Source organism: Halomicronema sp. CCY15110 (assembly GCF_016888165.1).
Lineage (GTDB): Bacteria > Cyanobacteriota > Cyanobacteriia > Phormidesmidales > Phormidesmidaceae > Halomicronema.
The window spans coordinates 1-17,434 of sequence record NZ_JACSWC010000374.1; the positions used below are offsets into that span (position 1 = coordinate 1).

15 protein-coding genes are annotated in these 17,434 nt (G+C 57.2%); 11 read left to right on the plus strand and 4 right to left on the minus strand.

The features are described from left to right. Positions 1-441 precede the first annotated feature (441 nt). Positions 442-4,164, minus strand: a complete 3,723-nt coding sequence (locus tag JUK32_RS18420) for a WD40 repeat domain-containing protein (protein ID WP_204140332.1) — start codon at positions 4,162-4,164, stop codon at positions 442-444. 208 nt (positions 4,165-4,372) lie between these two features. On the opposite strand from JUK32_RS18420, the gene JUK32_RS18425 reads away from it, so the two are divergent. From JUK32_RS18425 to JUK32_RS18440, 4 genes are all read left to right on the plus strand, one after another. After that, positions 4,373-5,572 (plus strand): BMP family ABC transporter substrate-binding protein, encoded by a 1,200-nt coding sequence (locus JUK32_RS18425; RefSeq protein WP_204140333.1) that lies wholly within the window; start codon positions 4,373-4,375, stop codon positions 5,570-5,572. A 17-nt stretch (positions 5,573-5,589) separates the two neighbouring features. Beyond that, positions 5,590-6,735, plus strand: a complete 1,146-nt coding sequence (locus tag JUK32_RS18430; protein WP_204140334.1) for an ABC transporter permease — start codon at positions 5,590-5,592, stop codon at positions 6,733-6,735. After that, positions 6,732-7,667 (plus strand): ABC transporter permease, encoded by a 936-nt coding sequence (locus JUK32_RS18435; protein ID WP_204140335.1) that lies wholly within the window; start codon positions 6,732-6,734, stop codon positions 7,665-7,667. The genes JUK32_RS18430 and JUK32_RS18435 overlap by 4 nt, the downstream gene beginning before the upstream one ends. 63 nt (positions 7,668-7,730) lie before the next feature. Then, positions 7,731-8,951 (plus strand): amidohydrolase family protein, encoded by a 1,221-nt coding sequence (locus JUK32_RS18440; RefSeq protein WP_204140336.1) that lies wholly within the window; start codon positions 7,731-7,733, stop codon positions 8,949-8,951. A gap of 3 nt (positions 8,952-8,954) precedes the next feature. On the opposite strand, the gene JUK32_RS18445 is transcribed toward JUK32_RS18440, so the two are convergent. Beyond that, positions 8,955-9,191: a hypothetical protein gene (locus tag JUK32_RS18445; RefSeq protein ID WP_204140337.1), complete on the minus strand. Its 237-nt coding sequence runs from the start codon at positions 9,189-9,191 to the stop codon at positions 8,955-8,957. 89 nt (positions 9,192-9,280) lie between these two features. After that, the gene (locus JUK32_RS28085; protein ID WP_255538291.1) at positions 9,281-9,415 is read right to left on the minus strand and encodes a hypothetical protein; all 135 of its coding nucleotides are present in this window, start codon (positions 9,413-9,415) and stop codon (positions 9,281-9,283) included. A gap of 222 nt (positions 9,416-9,637) precedes the next feature. Here JUK32_RS28085 and JUK32_RS18450 point away from each other — a divergent pair, with 222 nt between their 5' ends. The 7 genes from JUK32_RS18450 to JUK32_RS18480 all read left to right on the plus strand — a co-directional run bounded on the left by JUK32_RS18450 (position 9,638) and on the right by JUK32_RS18480 (position 15,805). After that, positions 9,638-10,225 (plus strand): hypothetical protein, encoded by a 588-nt coding sequence (locus tag JUK32_RS18450; RefSeq protein WP_204140338.1) that lies wholly within the window; start codon positions 9,638-9,640, stop codon positions 10,223-10,225. A gap of 225 nt (positions 10,226-10,450) precedes the next feature. Further along, the gene (locus JUK32_RS18455) at positions 10,451-11,353 is read left to right on the plus strand and encodes an RnfABCDGE type electron transport complex subunit D (RefSeq protein WP_204140339.1); all 903 of its coding nucleotides are present in this window, start codon (positions 10,451-10,453) and stop codon (positions 11,351-11,353) included. A gap of 118 nt (positions 11,354-11,471) precedes the next feature. Then, entirely contained in the window at positions 11,472-12,851 is a 1,380-nt protein-coding gene (locus tag JUK32_RS18460; RefSeq protein ID WP_204140340.1) for a DUF2330 domain-containing protein, read from the plus strand. 96 nt (positions 12,852-12,947) lie between these two features. Continuing rightward, on the plus strand, positions 12,948-13,691 hold the full coding sequence (locus JUK32_RS18465) for a DUF554 domain-containing protein (protein WP_204140341.1): 744 nt from the start codon (positions 12,948-12,950) through the stop codon (positions 13,689-13,691). Between the two features lie 161 nt (positions 13,692-13,852). Further along, complete coding sequence (locus JUK32_RS18470; RefSeq protein ID WP_204140354.1) at positions 13,853-14,302, plus strand: tellurite resistance TerB family protein; 450 nt, start codon at positions 13,853-13,855, stop codon at positions 14,300-14,302. A gap of 186 nt (positions 14,303-14,488) precedes the next feature. Then, the gene (locus JUK32_RS18475) at positions 14,489-14,995 is read left to right on the plus strand and encodes a DUF2085 domain-containing protein (protein WP_204140342.1); all 507 of its coding nucleotides are present in this window, start codon (positions 14,489-14,491) and stop codon (positions 14,993-14,995) included. A gap of 72 nt (positions 14,996-15,067) precedes the next feature. Further along, positions 15,068-15,805: a 2-phosphosulfolactate phosphatase family protein gene (locus JUK32_RS18480; protein WP_204140343.1), complete on the plus strand. Its 738-nt coding sequence runs from the start codon at positions 15,068-15,070 to the stop codon at positions 15,803-15,805. A gap of 267 nt (positions 15,806-16,072) precedes the next feature. Here the strand turns inward: JUK32_RS18480 and JUK32_RS18485 are convergent, their stop codons facing one another. Beyond that, complete coding sequence (locus JUK32_RS18485; RefSeq protein ID WP_204140344.1) at positions 16,073-17,290, minus strand: DUF3747 domain-containing protein; 1,218 nt, start codon at positions 17,288-17,290, stop codon at positions 16,073-16,075. Positions 17,291-17,434: the final 144 nt, after the last annotated feature.

Below are 17,434 nucleotides of genomic sequence, written 5' to 3' on the forward strand. Positions count from 1 at the left end.
TTCTCGAAAGTGACGACTTTCTCACGATGAGACTACCGATACTTTGCTCCCAAAACTTTTCTGCACCAGTGAGGGGTAAGGCTGTCGCGGTATTCGGGGATGATAGGACCGGAGTATTGGAGGCGATCTCGTCGTCCCTCGCAGGCGATGCGGCATCAGTCGTCGAGCATCTTGGTTTAGCGTTCCCGATTGGGCTGTCGGAGTAGAGACCAAAGTCTGACGCGGCAGAATTAGCGGATTGGTGGGGCGATCGCCTCTGCTTCTGCAATATCAGCTCTGACCGATGGGGTGATACGGCAGGGGCTTACTTTCGCTGGAGGCTCATAGTTGCTTTATCGAACCAAAATTCGTGCAGGGTGCCGTAAGTGACGGGCGATCACTTATGAATTTCCGGTCGGAGCCCGCGATCGCCCTGTAGCAAGAGGCGATCGGGCTCATCACTCACGGTAACGCCGGGGGCACCTGAACGGCCCCTAACGATTCCAGCGTAAAGCGCTGCGCCGGGGTTAATCCCTGGGTATGCCAGATGTTCATGCCTTCACAGAGGCGCGGCACGCTCAGCACCTGTTGGCATTGCCCCGTTTCGAGATCCCATAGACAGATCGTGCCATCTTCGCTCGCGCTCACGAGCTGCGGCGGCAGCGGGGATGATGGGGGGCTAAACGCCACGCTCCAGATCCGATGGCGATGACTGGTCAGGGTCTGGAGACAATTACCCGTCGCGACCTCCCAAATTTTGATGGTTTGGTCGTTGCTGCCGCTGGCGATCCACTGACCGTCGGGGCTAAACGCCACCGATTGAATCCAGTGGGTATGGCCGCTCAAGGTTTGCAAACACTCACCCGTCGCGACCTGCCAGACTTTCACCACGTGATCATCGCCCCCACTGATGAGCATCTGGCCGTCGGGACTAAAGGCGATCGACCAAATGCCGCTCGTGTGGCCGGTGAGCACCTTTAAGCAGTCCCCGGTCTGACTATCCCAAATGCGGATGGTTTGGTCATCACCGCTGCTCGCCACCCAGGGTTGCGCGGGATGAGGCGAAAACACGACACAGCGCACCCAGTGGGTATGCTCCTGAAGTTGCTGCAAACACTCGCCGGTTTGCACCGACCAGAGCCGGACTGTCTGGTCAGTGCTGCCACTCGCTAGCATCAGGCCATCAGGGCTAAAGGCCACCGATCGCACCCAACTCAAGTGCCCCTGCAGGGCTTTAAGACATTGTCCCGAAGTCTGATCCCATAGACGGATGGTGTGGTCGCTGCTGCCACTGGCCACGAGCGCTTGGGTGGGACTACAAGCCACCGATCGCACCCAGCTGGTATGGCCGGTAAGGGTACGGGGCGCTTGCCCTGCCGCCATGTTCCATAGGCGGACGCTATGATCACAGCCCCCAGTCACTAAAGTGTGGCCATCCGTGCTAAATGCCAGCGCAAGAATGCCGTTGATGTGACCGCGCAGTCGCTTAGTGCATTGTCCCGTTTGGACTTCCCAGAGCTGCACGGTTTGGTCGCTGCCCCCCAACAGTAGATGACGGCTATCGGGGCTAAAAGCGACGGACCAAATATCTTGAATTGAGCATTGCAGCGTCTGTCGGCACTCGCCAGTACTGAGTTGCCAGAGCTTCACTGTTTGGTCGTTGCTGGCGCTGGCAAGCAGTTGGCCATCGGGACTAAAGGCCACTGATTGCACCCAGTTCGTATGTCCCTCAAGGGTCATGCGGCAGGCCCCCGTGATGGCATCCCAAAGCTTGATGTGGCGATCGCGACTGCCACTGGCCACGAGCTGACCATCGGGACTAAAGGCCACCGACTGCACCCAGTCGGTATGTCCCAACAGGGTTTGGCGGATTTCGCCCGACGGGATGTCCCACAGCTTGAGGGTTTGGTCGTTACTCCCACTCACCAAGCGTTGACTATCGGGGCTAAAGGCCACCGACCACACCCAGTTTTGGTGGCCCGTCAAAATTTGGCTGCAGGTGCCCGAGGCCACCTCCCACAGCCGTACCGTTTGATCATTGCTGCTACTGGCTAAATAGCGACCATCGGCACTAAAGGCCACCGACCAGACCCAATGCTGATGGCCCCGTAACGTGGCTAAACATTGCCCGGTTGCCACCTGCCACAGACGAATCGTGTGGTCTTCACTGCCGCTGGCGAGCATCGTCCCATCGGGACTAAAGCTCACCCCATGCACCCAGCCCGTATGCCCTTGATAGAGGGTCTTTTTAGTCCCGTCAGCAGTTTGCCAAAGGCAGATGTCATTGTCCGTGGTGGCCGTGGCAAAGTGCTGACCATCGGGGCTAAAGGCCACTGAGAGGGTACTGGCAAAGGTTTCCGTCAGCACGGAACGGCATAGGTCAGCCTCGGCAAAGTTAACGGCTCTCAGGTTGGCCCCTTCTAGATACGCTTGCCAAATGGTTAAAGAGGAAAAGTCATACCCACTCACATCGATGCCCATTTGCATCAAGAGATTGAGAATGTTGCCCGCCAAATAACCGGGAGCGTGAGGCAGGTGTGCTTGCTGCCAGTGCAGCATTTGCATCAAATGGCCCGCAATTAGCGGGGGCGTTTTAAATTTAGCTTGCAACTGACTGATTAAGGGCTGAAGGATCAGCCGGATTTGCCCTTCCCGCACATAGTCTTTGCTCTGAGCCTTGATCAACGCATGGGTGGTGAGCAGTTGGGGAGTCTGGGCCTGCACGATCTCGGCGTAGGCTTGGTTGACCAAGCGCTCGGTCAAATATTCCATGATCACGGGCTGAATGCTGAACTGGCCTTGATGGCGCTCAATCAGCGATCGCTGTCCCAGGGAATTCAACGCCGTCAGAATGGTGCGTTGACTGGGGGCCGTCACCAGGTCTTGGCACAATGCCCTCAGCGATAGGGGTTCGCGGGCAATGGCCAGCCAGTAAAGAATGGTTTGCTCTAATGAGGTGAGGCGACTGAAATGTTGTTCCAGCAGTTCATCAAGGGCTTCGACCACCATCGTGTTTTGCTGCAGAAAAGTAGCAATATCCCCATCGAAGAGATCCTGAACCGTGGTCGATACCATCTTGAGGGCCAGAGGATTGCCCCCATAGCGCTGGATGAGTTCTGCCAGGTCGGGCGAGAAGGGGGCGGTGACGCCTTTCGCTAGGAGCAATTGATGGCCGGTTTGGGCGCAGAGTCCCTTGAGATAAAGCGATCGCACCGGCATCGCGGCCCCTTCTAACACCGTGAACTCGCGCGGCTTTTCCCGGCCATTGAGCACCAGACAGCTTTGATGGCCCGTTTCACCGACGCGCCGAAAAAACTGCCCATAGGTCTCATAACCGGGACAATACTGTCCCGCCCATTCGCCCTCCTGCAAGATGGTTTCCGTGTTGTCCAATACCAGCAGGCAGCGGTGGGCAGTGAGGAGGGCCATCACCTGTTCTAATTGCTCATCCAAGGCGTTTTCTCGATGGGACCAGCTGATGCGAGTAAAGGTCTGCAAGAGGTTGGCTAACAGGTCGGCGAGGGGGGGCGCATTACGCAGCGATCGCCAGAGCACCACATCAAATAACGGTAAGGGCACGCTAGCGTGGCCGGTCACGGCCTCAGCAAGTTGCCGGGCCAGCTTCACCGAAAAATGGGTTTTGCCAATGCCGCCGACCCCAAAAATACCGACGAGCCGACATTGGTCGGTCACGATCCACTGCCACAGGGTCGATAATTCCGACTGGCGACCATAAAAAATGTCCACATCCCGCGCTTCGCCCCAATCCTGGTAGGCGCTTCGTAGCGTTGGGGAGTCCCTCACTGGGGGGGGAGGATGTATTGCTTCCCCGAGGTCGCTCACCGTTGCCGTGGGGGTAACCGCGATCGCATCGGCCCCGCCCTCGTTCGCTAGGTGACGTCCCAAAACTGCGTAGGCGTTTGATTTCGTGACTTTCTCCCCCAGCGCTGTCGATAAGGTCTGCCAGAGCTGCGGCCCGACATGCTTGCGCAGGTAGTGGGCCGAGTAACCGTAGGCATCAGCAATCTGGTCGTAGTTTTGGCGATCGCCAGAACTGGCGGCTTGTAACAGCACGCGCGCTGGGGCAGGCAACGATTTGCCCGTTTGCGCGCTGACCAGAGCCTCGGCAAAGGTCACCAGGTCTGGATCAGACAGAGGGCGAGAGTCGCGATCGCGGCTGAGCATTAATGTTCAAATACAGTATGGAACCCATTGCCGGCATCCTACTGCGCGGGGGGCTGCCGCACTGATCACCTGGAACAAACCTGGAACTTTGGGACAAAAATTCATGGCCAAGTCCTAGAAGATGCGGTATCGACAGCCGTAGTCTCCCCCCTGATAATTGCAGTCACGTTTTCACCGTTGTCTGTACCGCACTCAGGACGTTTAATCTATGCCTTCTCCTCCCCGCTTTCCCCTGTCCCGTCGCCACATGATTCGAGGGTTGTTGGCCGCTGGAGCCTTTGGCGCGACCTCCCAATTCTGGACGGCCTGCTCTAGCGACTCCACCGCCGATCCGGAAGCCACCGAGCCCACCGCCGCCGCCGCCACTGATGAGCCACTGGTCATCGGTATTCTCTATGTCGGCCCCAAAGATGACTACGGTTGGAACCAAGCCCATGCCGAAGGGGCGGCAGGCATTATGAGTCTGCCCGGCATTAAAGTCGTCGAAGAGGCCAATGTGCCGGAAACCGCCGCTGCCGCCGAGACGATGCGCAGCATGATTGTGCAGGACGGGGCCACGGTGCTCTTCCCCACCTCCTTTGGCTATTTTGATCCCCATATTTTGGCCCTCGCGGAGGAGTTTCCCGAGGTGCAGTTCCTCCACTGCGGCACCTTATTTGAAGAAGGCAAACACCCCAACAATGTCGGCAGTTATTTTGGCTTTATTGATGAAGCCTATTACGTCGCCGGGATTGCCGCGGCCCACGCCTCTAAAACCGGGCAAACCGGCTTTGTCATGGCGAAGCCGATTCCCCGGATTGTGCGAACCCTCAATAGCTGGATGCTGGGCGCGCAATCGGTGAACCCAGAGGCCACGACTCAGCTGATTGTCACAGGCGAATGGAGCGACCCGGTGAAAGAGGCGGAGGCGGTGAACAGCATGGCCGATCAGGGGATTGACGTGATCACCTGCAATGTCGATAACGCCAAAGTGGTGATGGAAACTGCTGAAAAACGCGGCATCTTTTGTAGCGGCAATGGCGTGAATCAGGCTGCCGTGGCCCCCAAGGGCTACCTCACCGGGGCGGAATGGGATTGGACTGGCGTGTACACCAGCTATGCCACCATGATTCAGGCCGGGAAAACCCTGATGAACGGCGGCATTCCCCATCTCTTTTTAGGAGGCTTAAGCGATAACTTTGTCAAACTGTCGCCCTACGGAGCCCCCGTGAGCGAAGCGGCGAAAGCCGAAGCGGAGCAGGCCAAAGCGGGCCTGATCGATGGCTCTTTAGTGGTTTACACCGGCGAAATGAAGGACAACACCGGGGCCACGGTCATCCCAGCGGGGACGGAGTATAAGCCCGGTAATCCCGAACTGGAGAAGATGGACTGGCTGGTCGAGGGTGTGATTGGCGAAATTACGGGTTAATGACGAGGGGATGGTCGATGAATCTGTTTCCCCGCTGGCGATCGCACCTGGAAAGCTTTTGCATTCCGGTAGGAGCGCTACTGGTGGCTTTGCTCTTGTTCGGCGGCCTGTGCGCCCTTGAGGGCTACAATCCGCTGGCGGTCTACAGCGCAATTTATCAAGCGGCCTTTGGCTCTTGGTTTGCCTGGCAAAACACCCTGCTCCGCGCTGCGCCCCTGATGCTGAGTGCCCTCTGTACCGTTTTACCGGCCCGCCTGGGTCTGATCGTCATCGGCAACGAAGGAGCCTTAGTGTTGGGGGGGCTGCTGGCCGCGATGACAGGAGTTTGGTGGGTCTCGGCACCACCGCTGCTGGGATTGCTGGCGATGGCGATCGCGGGCATTCTGGCAGGGGGGCTATGGATTATGCTCATCGGCGCTTTGCGGCATTTTCGCGGCGTCAATGAAACCATCAGCAGTTTGTTGATGAACTACTTAGCGATCGCCTTTCTCAGCCATATGGTAGAAGGCCCGTGGCGCGATCCGAGTTCGCTCAACCAGCCCTCCACCTTTCCCCTGCCCGATGCCCTGCAGTTGGGGAATCTGCCCCCATCACGCATTCATTACGGCTTGCTGTACGGCCTGGTGGCCTGTGCGATCGCCCACCTGCTGATCCAACGCACCACCTTTGGCTTTGCGGTGCGAACCGTGGGGGGCAATCGTCGTGCGGCTCGTATCGTCGGGCTGGCGACCGGGAAACTGACCCTGGCGATTTGTTTTCTGGCGGGCTCTTGCGCGGGCTTAGCGGGCATGGTGGAAGTCGCTGCCGTCCACGGTCGAGCCAATGGCGCGCTGAATGCCAATTACGGCTACAGCAGCATCCTGGTCGCTTTTGTCGCCAAGCAAAATCCCCTCACTGTGATTCTGGTGGCGATTTTGCTGGGGGGCATTTTGGCCAGTGGCAGTCTTTTGCAGCGCGCCCTAGAGATGCCCGATGCCACCGTCATGGTCTTGCAAGGCTTAATTTTCCTCGTCATTCTCTATAGCGAGTCGCTCTACGATCGTCTGCCCTGGTTTCGCGAGCCGCCCCAACTGGAGGATGAGGCCGCACGGGGGATGCCGCCCCCCGTCTTAGCCGCGGCCACCGCTAAACCACCCTTACCCTCTGGAGACTTGCACCGATGACCCCCGATAGTCTGGGCTGGTGGGGCATTCCCCTAGCTATTTTAGGCGGCTTGTTGCGCGGCAGCGTGCCATTTTTATTCGTTAGCCTCGGCGAATGTCTGACGGAAAAAAGCGGCAAGATTAACCTCGGTCTCGAAGGCAGTTTGTTGCTGGGAGCCGTCACGGGCTATGCCCTGTCCTATCACAGCGGTTCTGCCTGGATTGGGGTAATCGGGGCGGGGGGGGCGGGCTTGGCCCTCGGCGCGATCCACGCCTGGTTAGTGCAGCAGCGCCGGGTCAACGACATCTCGGTAGGCATTGCCATGATGATTTTTGGCGGGGGCTTGGCTAACTATCTGGGTAAGCCCTATATTCAGCCGACCGCCCCCCAACTGCCCGCTCTCCATTGGGGCGACTGGAGTGATTTACCTGCCGTGCAATCGGCATTGCGGGTGAGTCCGCTGCTGTTGATTGGCATTGCGATCGCCTTCACGATGCAGTGGTTCTTTCGGGCGACCCGCTGGGGCCTCATCATCAGAGCCGTGGGCGAAAGTCCGACGGCTGCCAAGGCTATGGGCTTTTCTGTTGGCCGCACCCAAACTGCCTGCATCATGGTGGGGGCGGGGTTGGCGGGGATTGCCGGAGCCTACCTGTCACTCTATTTTCCCGGTAGCTGGAATGAAAATATTTCCAGTGGGCAAGGGTTGTTGGCCGTCGCGCTCGTGATTTTTGCTCGGTGGAATCCGCGGCAGTGCCTCTATGCCGCTCTGCTCTTTGGCGGCACTCAGGGCTTAGGCCCCGCCCTGCAATCGGTGGGCGTCGAAGGCTACTACTACGTTTTTAACGCCATGCCCTATCTCCTCACGTTGGTCATTATGGTGGTCACTTGCTCGCCCGTGCGATCGTCGGTAGGAGCGCCCGCCTCCTTAGGACAATCCCGCCCGGATGCTTAGCGATCGTCGCACTCAGACACCGACATTTCTAAAATTCACAGCAAGATATCAGCAGTCATCCACATGCACCCACTGGATTTACTTATTCGTCAGGCCCGGCTTCCCGACGGCTCCCGCGCTCAGGTCGCGGTCAAAGCGGGCAAAATTCACCAGATTGCGTCACCAGAGGTTGAACTGGGCGACGCCCATACCGTGCTGGATTTGCAGGGCGATTTGCTGTGTCCGGGATTAGTTGATGGCCACATTCATCTGGATAAGACCTTTTGGGGGGCACCCTGGCAACCCCATATTCTGGGAAATTCGGTTAAACAGCGGGTCGAGATTGAAAAGCAACTGCTCAAAACGTTGACGGTACCCGTTGAGCAACGAGCGGCCCATTTGCTCGAACAGGCGATCGCGAACGGTACCACCCTAATGCGTACCCATGTTGATATTCATCCCGAGGTCGGGCTGCGCAATCTAGAGGGCATTGTGCAGGTGCGCGATCGCTATCGCGACTACATCGATATCCAGATTGTGGCCTTTCCCCAAAGTGGCCTCATTTCCTGTCCGGGTACGTTGGCGCTACTCGATCAAGCTCTCACAGAGGGCGCAGACGTCATCGGCGGCCTCGATCCCGCTGGGATGGATCAGGATATTGCGGGTCATTTAGACGCGGTTTTTTCACTAGCCGAAAAGCATGGGGTCGATATTGACATTCACTTACATGATCCGGCCCAACTGGGAATTTTTGAGCTGGAGCAAATCATCCAACGCACTGAAGCCTTGGGGATGCTTGGCCATGTCGTGGTCAGTCATGCCTACTGCCTGGGAATGGTGTCTGCTGATCTTGCCCGCACCACTGCTGAGCATCTCGCCAGAGCCGGGATTGCCATTATGACGACGGCCCCTGGTCATTTGGCGTTCCCGCCCGTCACCCTCTTGCGTGAACTGGGCATTCCCGTCTTTTCGGGCTCTGATGACGTGCGCAATGCCTGGTGCCCGTTTAGTAAAGCCGACATGCTGGAACGCGCTGCTCTGATTGCCTATCGGTCTGATTTTCGCACTGATGCTGAGTTATCAACGGCCTTTGCGATCGTGACGGCGGACGGGGCAAAGGTGATTCAAGGGGCTACTCCGAGCTTCTCTATCGGGGCCGTTGCTGACTTTATTGTGGTGGCCGCTGACTCGATTCCAGCCGCTGTCGCCACCCAACCCCTCAAAAAATATGTGATTAAAAACGGCCAGGTCACTGTCCGGAAGGGTGAGTTATCTCGGCCCATGAGCCTGGTTCAACAAGTTTAATCTTCACTGCTCAAAATTTTCTGAAGTTTTGGTTGAAAGCATGAGTATCTGGCATGGGTTGAACAGACCGAATGCGAGATTGCTATTCTGACGCGCCAGAATTCTCGATTCTCGATTTTCCGGCTCCGTCGCCATCAAAAAGTGCAGCAGTACGCGACTGGGCCAGCCAGCTTTGAGCCATTCACCCACCTCATCCAGGGCGATCACGAGGTGAGAGGCGATCGCGCGTAAAACTCGCATTGGATACTCCTTGTTGTCGTGGTTGGCAGCGCTGTTGAGCAGAACCATGCCGGGCATGGCCCCCGGTCGCCAGCGGGGTGACTGGTTGGTTAGGGAAAGAGGAGAGCGATCGCGGTGGTCAGCCCCATAAGCCCGGCCAGCAGATACCCGGCCCGAGTCAGCCAGCGCAGCATGAATCGAGGACAGAGCCACAGACCAAAGCAATAAATCAGCGGCAAAACCATTACAACATCTCCTGACAGCCAGACTGGGTGTAGCTGGCAATCCCAAAAGTGGCTCACGATACTTAGTGCCGCCCCGCATCACTCCGCAGCATCAGAACTTGCAGAGTAGATATTAATAGTGGCTGAGTTCTGCTGCTTCAGAACGGGACGACCGGCTCAAACTACATCAGTTCTGGTTCCTCGAATGGGGTGAATTAGAAGCGGTTTTCAAGCGTAAGGACATTGCAGCGGCTAGCTGACTGTGCAGGCGTTGATGTAGACTTACGACCCCTCAACGTCGGCTATTCCGCTGCCGACGTTGTACCCAAAAAGATTCCCGACGACGACCTGATCGAGCGCACGATCAGCGATATCTCTAACCCTCAGTGGCGTTACGTCTTTGCGCTAATGGCCGTTTGGTTGCGTGACCATGAGGCTTATCTATGCACTCTCGAAGACCGTGACGGGGCGCTGGTGGCCGTCGTACCCGATGACTCAAAGACAGGCAAGCATGTCGCTTTTCCTGTGCCCTCAAAGTGGGCTGAGCTGTGGCTAATGGGCGATCGCACCCTGCCCAAAATAACCGTCAAAGCCAACGAAGAGTATGGTTCTCGCTTTGCCGCCCAATGGCGACGGCTCAAAGCTCCTAAGACACCCTACGTACTGCCTCATGCCTACGCGATTCGCTGCCACGTTCAAGGCGTCAAGGTCGCGATCGCTGCTGACTGGATGGGACACAGCCCTGATATGCACCTGAAAAGATATCACCGCTGGATTGCCGACAAAACCCATCGCGAAGCTTGGGAGCAACTACAGGCCAAGCCAGAGTGATTTTTGGCTTATTTTTGGCTTAAAAATCAGGAGAATTAGACCGAATCAAGCCTAGTTCAGGAGTATTGATAAAGCCCTGAATCCCTTTTTGGCAGAGAAAACGCCTGTAGTTCATGGGTTTCAGGATACCCCCAGTTGTTACAGAAGCTGTAACGAGGCCACTGATTTCTAGCCCCCGTCGTCATACTGGCCACATGCTGTTGCGACTGATTGGAGATGTGGCCGATGTTTCGAGACGCCCGTGACTATCAGATTTTATTTTTATCGCTGTTTTTGTGCCTGGGGTTGGTGACGCGTGATTGGACGCTGCGACCCGCCGTGATTGGGGTGGCGATCGCCACTACCCTCCTGACCCAAACGCTCTTTTCGCTTTGGGGCAGCTATCAAGCCGTCGGCAATGGGCAAACAGGGGAGTTGGTGTTACCCGCCACCCTCACCGGAGGCAGTCCTAGTGGCCGCTGGCAACTTGCCTGGGACAACTTTGCGTTCAACTGGCGGAGTCCGCTGATCTCGGCTTTGGGGTTGAGTCTGCTGTTGCGGGTCGATCATTTACCCACGATGGCGTTGGCGGCATTTGTGGCGATCGCCAGCAAATTTCTGCTCAAAGTCGACGGCAAGCATTTCTTTAATCCGGCCAACCTTGGTATTATCGCCGCGCTGAGCTTCACCCACGATGCCTGGGTGTCGCCGGGGCAGTGGGGTGAAGAAATTTGGTATGCGCTGATTTTTCTCGGGGCGGGGGGCATGGTACTTAAACGGGTGGGACGCTGGGACACCACCGCCGCCTTTTTGGGCAGCTACGCTCTGTTGGAAGCCCTGCGAAATCTTTACCTGGGGTGGACTTGGGATGTGTGGCTGCATCGCCTGTCGAGCGGGTCGCTGTTGCTGTTTGCCCTGTTTATGGTGACCGATCCGCGATCGATTCCCAACGCGCGCCCGGCGCGACTAATTTGGGCGCTGAGCATTGCCGGACTGACTTTTGTATTGCGGAATTATTTTTATCTTTCAACCGCCGTGTTTTGGACGCTCTTTCTCCTGTCGCCGCTAACGATCGCCCTCGATCGCCTGTGGCAGTCCGACCGCTTTGTGTGGAAAGGCTGGGCCGCCCGTCAATCCGTGATCGGCTAGGGGCATGGCGGATGGATATCAGGGGCGTGGGAGCAGTGCCCCCATCGCGCTCTACAAATCGACGGCGGTGCTGCCATTGCGACTGTGGATACGGGTCTGTTGAGTTCTATTAATACCCATGAAAAATTTGCGTGTTGTCATCATTGGGGCGATCGCGGTGATTGCCTGTTTCTGTTTTGCTCGTCCGGTACTGGCCTTTTGTGGCTTTTATGTGGCGAAGGCCGATACGAGTTTGTATAACGAGGCGTCGCAGGTGATTATTGCGCGGGATGGCGATCGCACCGTGTTGACCATGGCAAATGATTATCAAGGCGAGGTGGCCGACTTTGCCATGGTGGTGCCGGTGCCCACCGTGCTGCAAGAGGGCCAGGTGAATGTGGGGGAGCCCGCGATCGTGCAGCGGCTGGACGACTTCAGCGCGCCCCGCCTGGTGGAATATTTTGACCCCGACCCTTGCGAACCTGTCCGCTTATTTGATGAGGCCGAAATGATGCTGCCGTCGGCGGCTCCCCAGTCAGCCGGTCGCGGGGCGGCCAGCGATGAAGCCCTGGGCGTAACGGTTGAGGCGCAATTTGCCGTGGGCGAATACGAGATCGTCATTCTGAGTGCAGAAGAATCCGACGGGCTGGAAACCTGGCTGATTCAAACCGGCTACAACATTCCCCGGGGTGCGAGTGAACTGCTACAACCTTATATCCGACAAGGGCTCAAGTTCTTCGTCGCTAAGGTCAATTTGGATGAGTTCGATCGCGCTGGCTTCCAGCAATTACGGCCCCTGCAAATTGCCTACGAGTCGCCCCGGTTTATGCTACCGATTCGCCTCGGCATGATGAATGCCCAGGGTGATCAAGATCTGGTGGCCTACTTGCTGACGCCGGATGGCCAGGTGGAATTGACCAACTACCGCACGGTCAAAATTCCCTCAGATGTCAATTTGCCCACCTATGTGGAAGACCAGTTTGGCGAATTCTATGGCGCGATGTTTCAGCGCAGCTACGAACGGGAAAATAAGGAAGTCGCCTTTTTGGAATATGCCTGGAGCATGGCGGGCTGTGACCCCTGCTCAGCAGAACCGCTGAATGCGGAGGAATTACGGCAGGCCGGAGCGTTTTGGGTCGCGCCCAACAGTTCTCCGTGGGAAAGCAATGTGTTCATCACGCGGCTGCACGTGCGCTATTCCCGCAACAAGTTTCCCGAAGATCTGGCCTTTCAGCAGACCAACAATCAGGAATTCTTTCAGGGTCGCTATGTGATGCAGCATCCGTTTTTAAATGGGGCGAGCTGTCCGGCGGGGCGAGAGTATCGGCGATCGCTGCCCGCCCGCTTTGAGCAAGAAGCCCAAACCCTGGCCCGCCTCACTGGCTGGAATATCAACGACATCCGCCGCCAGTTGCCCGCCGTCGGCGTGCGCCCGGTTGACGAGTCCGACGATACCTGGTGGGAAGAACTGTGGCAGCGATCGAGTCAATTGCTCAATCAGTTCGCGACGGCGGGATAGGTGCGGGCCAACCGCTCAGTTTTCAACAACTACAGTCTTCGTGCGGTGCCTTCCCTGTGACAATGGGGAAGGCATTTTTTTGCAGACAGAACAAGTATGTTGAGCTTTTGGGCACGCACCAGCGGCACGTGGATCAATGTCGCCACAGTGCTTGTGGGATCAGGCTTGGGACTCTTGCTGCGGCAGCATCTGCCGCTGGCGATGCAGCAGGTCATCACTCAAGCGTTGGGGCTGCTGACCCTGGTGATTGGGTTTGCCATGTCGCGCAGCCTGTTTGAGGTGCAGGCGGGGCCAATTGACGGCGTCATTTTAGGGCTGCTGGCTTTGGTCATCGGCGGCTTACTGGGGGAATGGTGGCAGATTGAGCCAAAGCTGATGGCACTGGGCGACTTGATTAAAACTCAGGTCAAAGGCAGTGGTCGCTTTACCGAGGGGTTCGTCGCAGCGAGTCTGCTTTTTTGCATTGGCCCCATGACGATTTTGGGCAGCCTCAACAACGGCCTATCCGGCGACAAGACGCTGCTCACGCTGAAAGCGGTGATGGATGGCCTCGCGTCGATCGCCCTCACTGGTTCCTACGGCATTGGGGTCGGCTTTTCTGCCCTCACGGTGCTCTTGGTACAAGGCGGCCTATCGCTCCTAGCGGGGGGCTTGGCCACAGTCATTATCGATCCCACCACCGATCCGTCGGTGATGCTCACCACCGGCATTGGCGGCATGATGATCATTGGCCTAGGCCTCGGACTACTCGAAGTCGGCAAAATCCGGGTCGCCTCATTTTTGCCGGCGGTGGTGCTGGGGCCACTGTTGGTGGAGATCGCCCGTTGGCTCTCACCATAAACTCACCCTGCCACCCTGCCACCCTGCCACCCTGCCACCCCGTCGCCCCGTCACCCCGTCACCCCCACAGCCCCCTGTAACAACTCCGTAAAAACCGCTGAGACTCTGGGCAACCTGAGCCATGATGGGAAAGGTTTACCGTGAAGGGACTTCGGGGACGTATGGGGTTATTCGATAGCGTATTTAACGAAGGGCAAACTGAGCAGCCGATCGAACTTAAGCCAGAAGAAGCATTTGCCGCCGTGGCCCTAGTGGCGATCGCCGCCGACGGGTACTTATCCGATCAAGAGGGGCGCGATATGACCCATATGCTGGAGCGGATGCACCTGTTTCAGAGCTACTCCCATGAAGTGATGCACCGCATGTTTGACAAGCTGTTGTCCATCCTGAAATTGCAAGGCCCTGGGAAACTGATCGATTTAGCGAAAGCCCAATTGCCGACTGATCTACGGGAGACGGCCTTTGCGATCGCGACTGATCTCGTGTTGTCAGACGGTACGGTCACCGCTCAAGAACAAGCCTTTTTGGATGACCTCTATCGCATTCTCGAAATTCCCGGCGATACGGCGCTACAAATTGTGCAGGTCATGACGATCAAAAATCGCGGTTAGTGGGAACGGTGCTGTTGGCGTTTGGCATCGCGCTATTAGTCGGGGCTGCCGACTGTTGGCCGTCGACGATCCGCCCCCTCTTCGACTACCACCCATCCTGAGTCGTGTTGAGAAAAAGCCGCGATCGCTCACGAGAGGGGGCGGAAGTGTTTACAATCATTAACAGTATATTGAGTCGTTTCCCCGATGCAAGGTTCTGTTTCTGCGCGTCCGTTTCCGCGGACTTGGTTGAGTTGGTTCGCTGACTTAGTGCTGGCGGCCATGGTCAGTGGGCCGTTGGCCGCACCCTTTTTGGCCGCATCGGGGCAGCCGATTCTGGTGCAAATTAGCGACATCATTTACTTCATGGGGCAGCAAGTCTGTCCCCAGCCGGATATGGGGGTCGCGCTGGCGGGCGACCACATCGCCGCCGTCTGTATGCGCTGCTATGGCACCATTTTCGGCCTCATCGGCATGCGCTGGCTCTATCAGCGCGATCGCGGCCAATCGGCCTATTGGCTCGATCAGTATGGCCTGGTCGGATTTGGCCTCACCTTTGCCCTCTGTATGGTTTATCCCGCAGAGCTGGCAATGCAAGGGTTTGACTGGTGGCCCATGGATAATGTGCGCATGACCTTGTTTGGCGCGATCGCCGGCCTCGGCCTCGGCGCTTACATCATGCCGATCTTCCATGGTTACCCCACAGAAGATTGATCATCTTTTGGGATGCTCTGCACATAGAATTAAAAGTTGGCACTGGTAACTATGTTGGAGCATCCCTGATTTGTGAAGGTATTTGTCTATCACACCCCCGAAGAAGTTCCGGCAGGGAACTTACCCGATTGCGCGATCGCGATCGATGTCCTACGCGCCACCTCAACCATGGCCGCCGCGTTTAACATGGGCGCTGAATCCATTCACGTCTTCAGCGACCTAGACGAACTGCGGGCCAAAAGCGACGACTGCCCGGCTGACAAACGTCTCTTGGCCGGAGAACGAGGTGGAGCCAAGGTCGAGGGGTTTGATTTGGGTAATTCGCCCCTAGACCATACCCAAGCACGCTCCCACGGTCGGCACTTGTTTATGAGTACCACCAACGGCACTCGCTGCCTTCAGCGCATTCAGCAAGCGCCAGTGGTCATTACCGCTGCCCTCACCACCCGTCAGGCCGTCGTTGACTTTGTCCTGCAGCAAAATCCGGCGGAGGTGTGGCTAGTGGGGTCGGGCTGGCAGGGCGACTATGCCCTTGAAGATACGGTTTGTGCGGGCGCGATCGTCCACCAACTAACGGCCCAACTAGCCGGTGATCTGAAGACTCTGGCCGGTAATGATGCCGCGATCGCTGCCGTCAGTCTGTACGAGCAATGGCAAGATGCTTTGCTAGACCTGCTGCAATGCGCCAGCCATGGTCAGCGCCTGTTGGGCTTACATCAAGAAGATGACCTTAAATATTGTGCGCAACTCGATGTGTTAGATCTGGTGCCCATCCAGTCAGAACCCGGCACACTCGTCCTAAAGCACTAAAGGAAGGGCGGGAACATCTCATCCTCGGCCATGGCTGTGGCTGGGTCGCTGGGTCGCTGGGTTGGTGACGCATCGAGAGTCGATACATGCTGGCAGGGCATGCCTACACAGTCTCGTCCTCTGGGGGCATGATTGGGGCGATCGCTAATCAGCCATGCCCTGGCCCTATGCCCAAAAGTCCCGCTGCTCGCTGACCTCATCCCCATCGTAGGGGGCGATCGCCAGACGAGCACCGGGAATTGGGTTTAGCCGTGGCGCTGGGGTCGGCTAGGGCAGTGGGGTCGCGCCACAATCGACCATGCGGAAGGTGGCTGCTGTCGTGTAGTTGCGCAGCGAGGCCGCATTGGGCTGGAACGCTGTGCCCCGCTCGTTGTAAGGGGTGGCGATATTGCAATAAGCCGACATCATGTCAATGGTCTGCTCATTCCAGTGGCCTGCCGTATCAGAGAAGTTAAACACATCCCCCGTCGGCGTTAGCTGCGGCGTCCGCACATCCTGGGAGCCCACCGCCACAATTTGCTCAGATGCCCGTCGTAGCATCGACATCACCTCCGCCCGAGTGACCGTGTCAGTAGGACGGAAAAAGCCACTGGGATCTCCTGCGAGAATGCCCCGGCTCGCCAGCGAAGAGATTTTGGCCGCACTCCAGCGATTAGCCGGAACATCGGGGAAGGGGGCTCTCGACGTCGTCTCGGGAAAAGTAAAGCCTCTAGTCCTCAAGGCTTCCACCACAATAGAGGCCGCTTCCTCACGGGTAACAGGCCGCAGCGGCTCAAAGTTGCCGTCAGTACCGCCTGCAACAATGCCATCGTTGTAAGCAGCGGTAATCTCTACAGCATAAATGTCTCGCTGAATGTCGGGGAAAGGGAATTCGGGTGGCGTCGTGGGTGGCGTCGTGGGTGGCGTCGGATCAGTCGCGATGGGATCGCCTTCTAACAATGATGCCAGAGGAGCCTCATTGGTGTAATAGAAATGGCTGAGGCGACTGCCTTCGAAAGAGCGTTGGGTGATCCGCCAACCGGGGTCAAGCTCAATTTCCATAAAGCCCCCCGGCACAATACCGCCCGTCCGACCAATCACAAAAGACCGCCCCCGCAAAGGGCGACCCACCAGCAGCAGTTCGCCGTTGCTTTCTTGGATGTTTAGAGAGAACTGACCTCGGAGTTCTTCGCCACCGACCCGGATGGAGTAGGCATTGGAGTCAAAGCCCACCCCGCAGCCTCTGTTGACCTGCCACAGCGGTTCAACAATGCCGGGGTTGTTGCCGCTGACCGAAAAGCAATTGGCTCCGGGCTGGGCTTCACGGGCGAGCAAGAGCTTATAGGGAATTAAACTACCTCCAGGAATGGCCACCGAGATGATGCTGCTTTGGTTCACCTCGACGGCGTCAAAGTCGGCAGCTTGAACTGACGTAAAATTACCGAGGACTCCGATAGTGGTAGCAGCAGCGGCTGCTATCAATTTCAATGCTTTCACTGATTTCATAATCTACTTGTTGTATCTCACTATTAACTCTTATGAGAGACGGTTGCGTATCTCTGCAAGTGCCCTTGAAAATCATGGCCTGCGGGAACGCTGCAGCTTTGGTCAATCCTGGGGGAAGAAAAGAGGCATCCGGCCAATCTTGAT

Coding starts and splice junctions, on each gene's coding strand:
- JUK32_RS18420 (WP_204140332.1), bottom strand. CDS start 4,164: ATGCTCAGCCGCGATCGCGACTCTCGCCCTCTGTCTGATCCAGACCTG.
- JUK32_RS18425 (WP_204140333.1), top strand. CDS start 4,373: ATGCCTTCTCCTCCCCGCTTTCCCCTGTCCCGTCGCCACATGATTCGA.
- JUK32_RS18430 (WP_204140334.1), top strand. CDS start 5,590: ATGAATCTGTTTCCCCGCTGGCGATCGCACCTGGAAAGCTTTTGCATT.
- JUK32_RS18435 (WP_204140335.1), top strand. CDS start 6,732: ATGACCCCCGATAGTCTGGGCTGGTGGGGCATTCCCCTAGCTATTTTA.
- JUK32_RS18440 (WP_204140336.1), top strand. CDS start 7,731: ATGCACCCACTGGATTTACTTATTCGTCAGGCCCGGCTTCCCGACGGC.
- JUK32_RS18445 (WP_204140337.1), bottom strand. CDS start 9,191: ATGCGAGTTTTACGCGCGATCGCCTCTCACCTCGTGATCGCCCTGGAT.
- JUK32_RS28085 (WP_255538291.1), bottom strand. CDS start 9,415: ATGGTTTTGCCGCTGATTTATTGCTTTGGTCTGTGGCTCTGTCCTCGA.
- JUK32_RS18455 (WP_204140339.1), top strand. CDS start 10,451: ATGTTTCGAGACGCCCGTGACTATCAGATTTTATTTTTATCGCTGTTT.
- JUK32_RS18460 (WP_204140340.1), top strand. CDS start 11,472: ATGAAAAATTTGCGTGTTGTCATCATTGGGGCGATCGCGGTGATTGCC.
- JUK32_RS18465 (WP_204140341.1), top strand. CDS start 12,948: ATGTTGAGCTTTTGGGCACGCACCAGCGGCACGTGGATCAATGTCGCC.
- JUK32_RS18470 (WP_204140354.1), top strand. CDS start 13,853: ATGGGGTTATTCGATAGCGTATTTAACGAAGGGCAAACTGAGCAGCCG.
- JUK32_RS18475 (WP_204140342.1), top strand. CDS start 14,489: ATGCAAGGTTCTGTTTCTGCGCGTCCGTTTCCGCGGACTTGGTTGAGT.
- JUK32_RS18485 (WP_204140344.1), bottom strand. CDS start 17,290: ATGAAATCAGTGAAAGCATTGAAATTGATAGCAGCCGCTGCTGCTACC.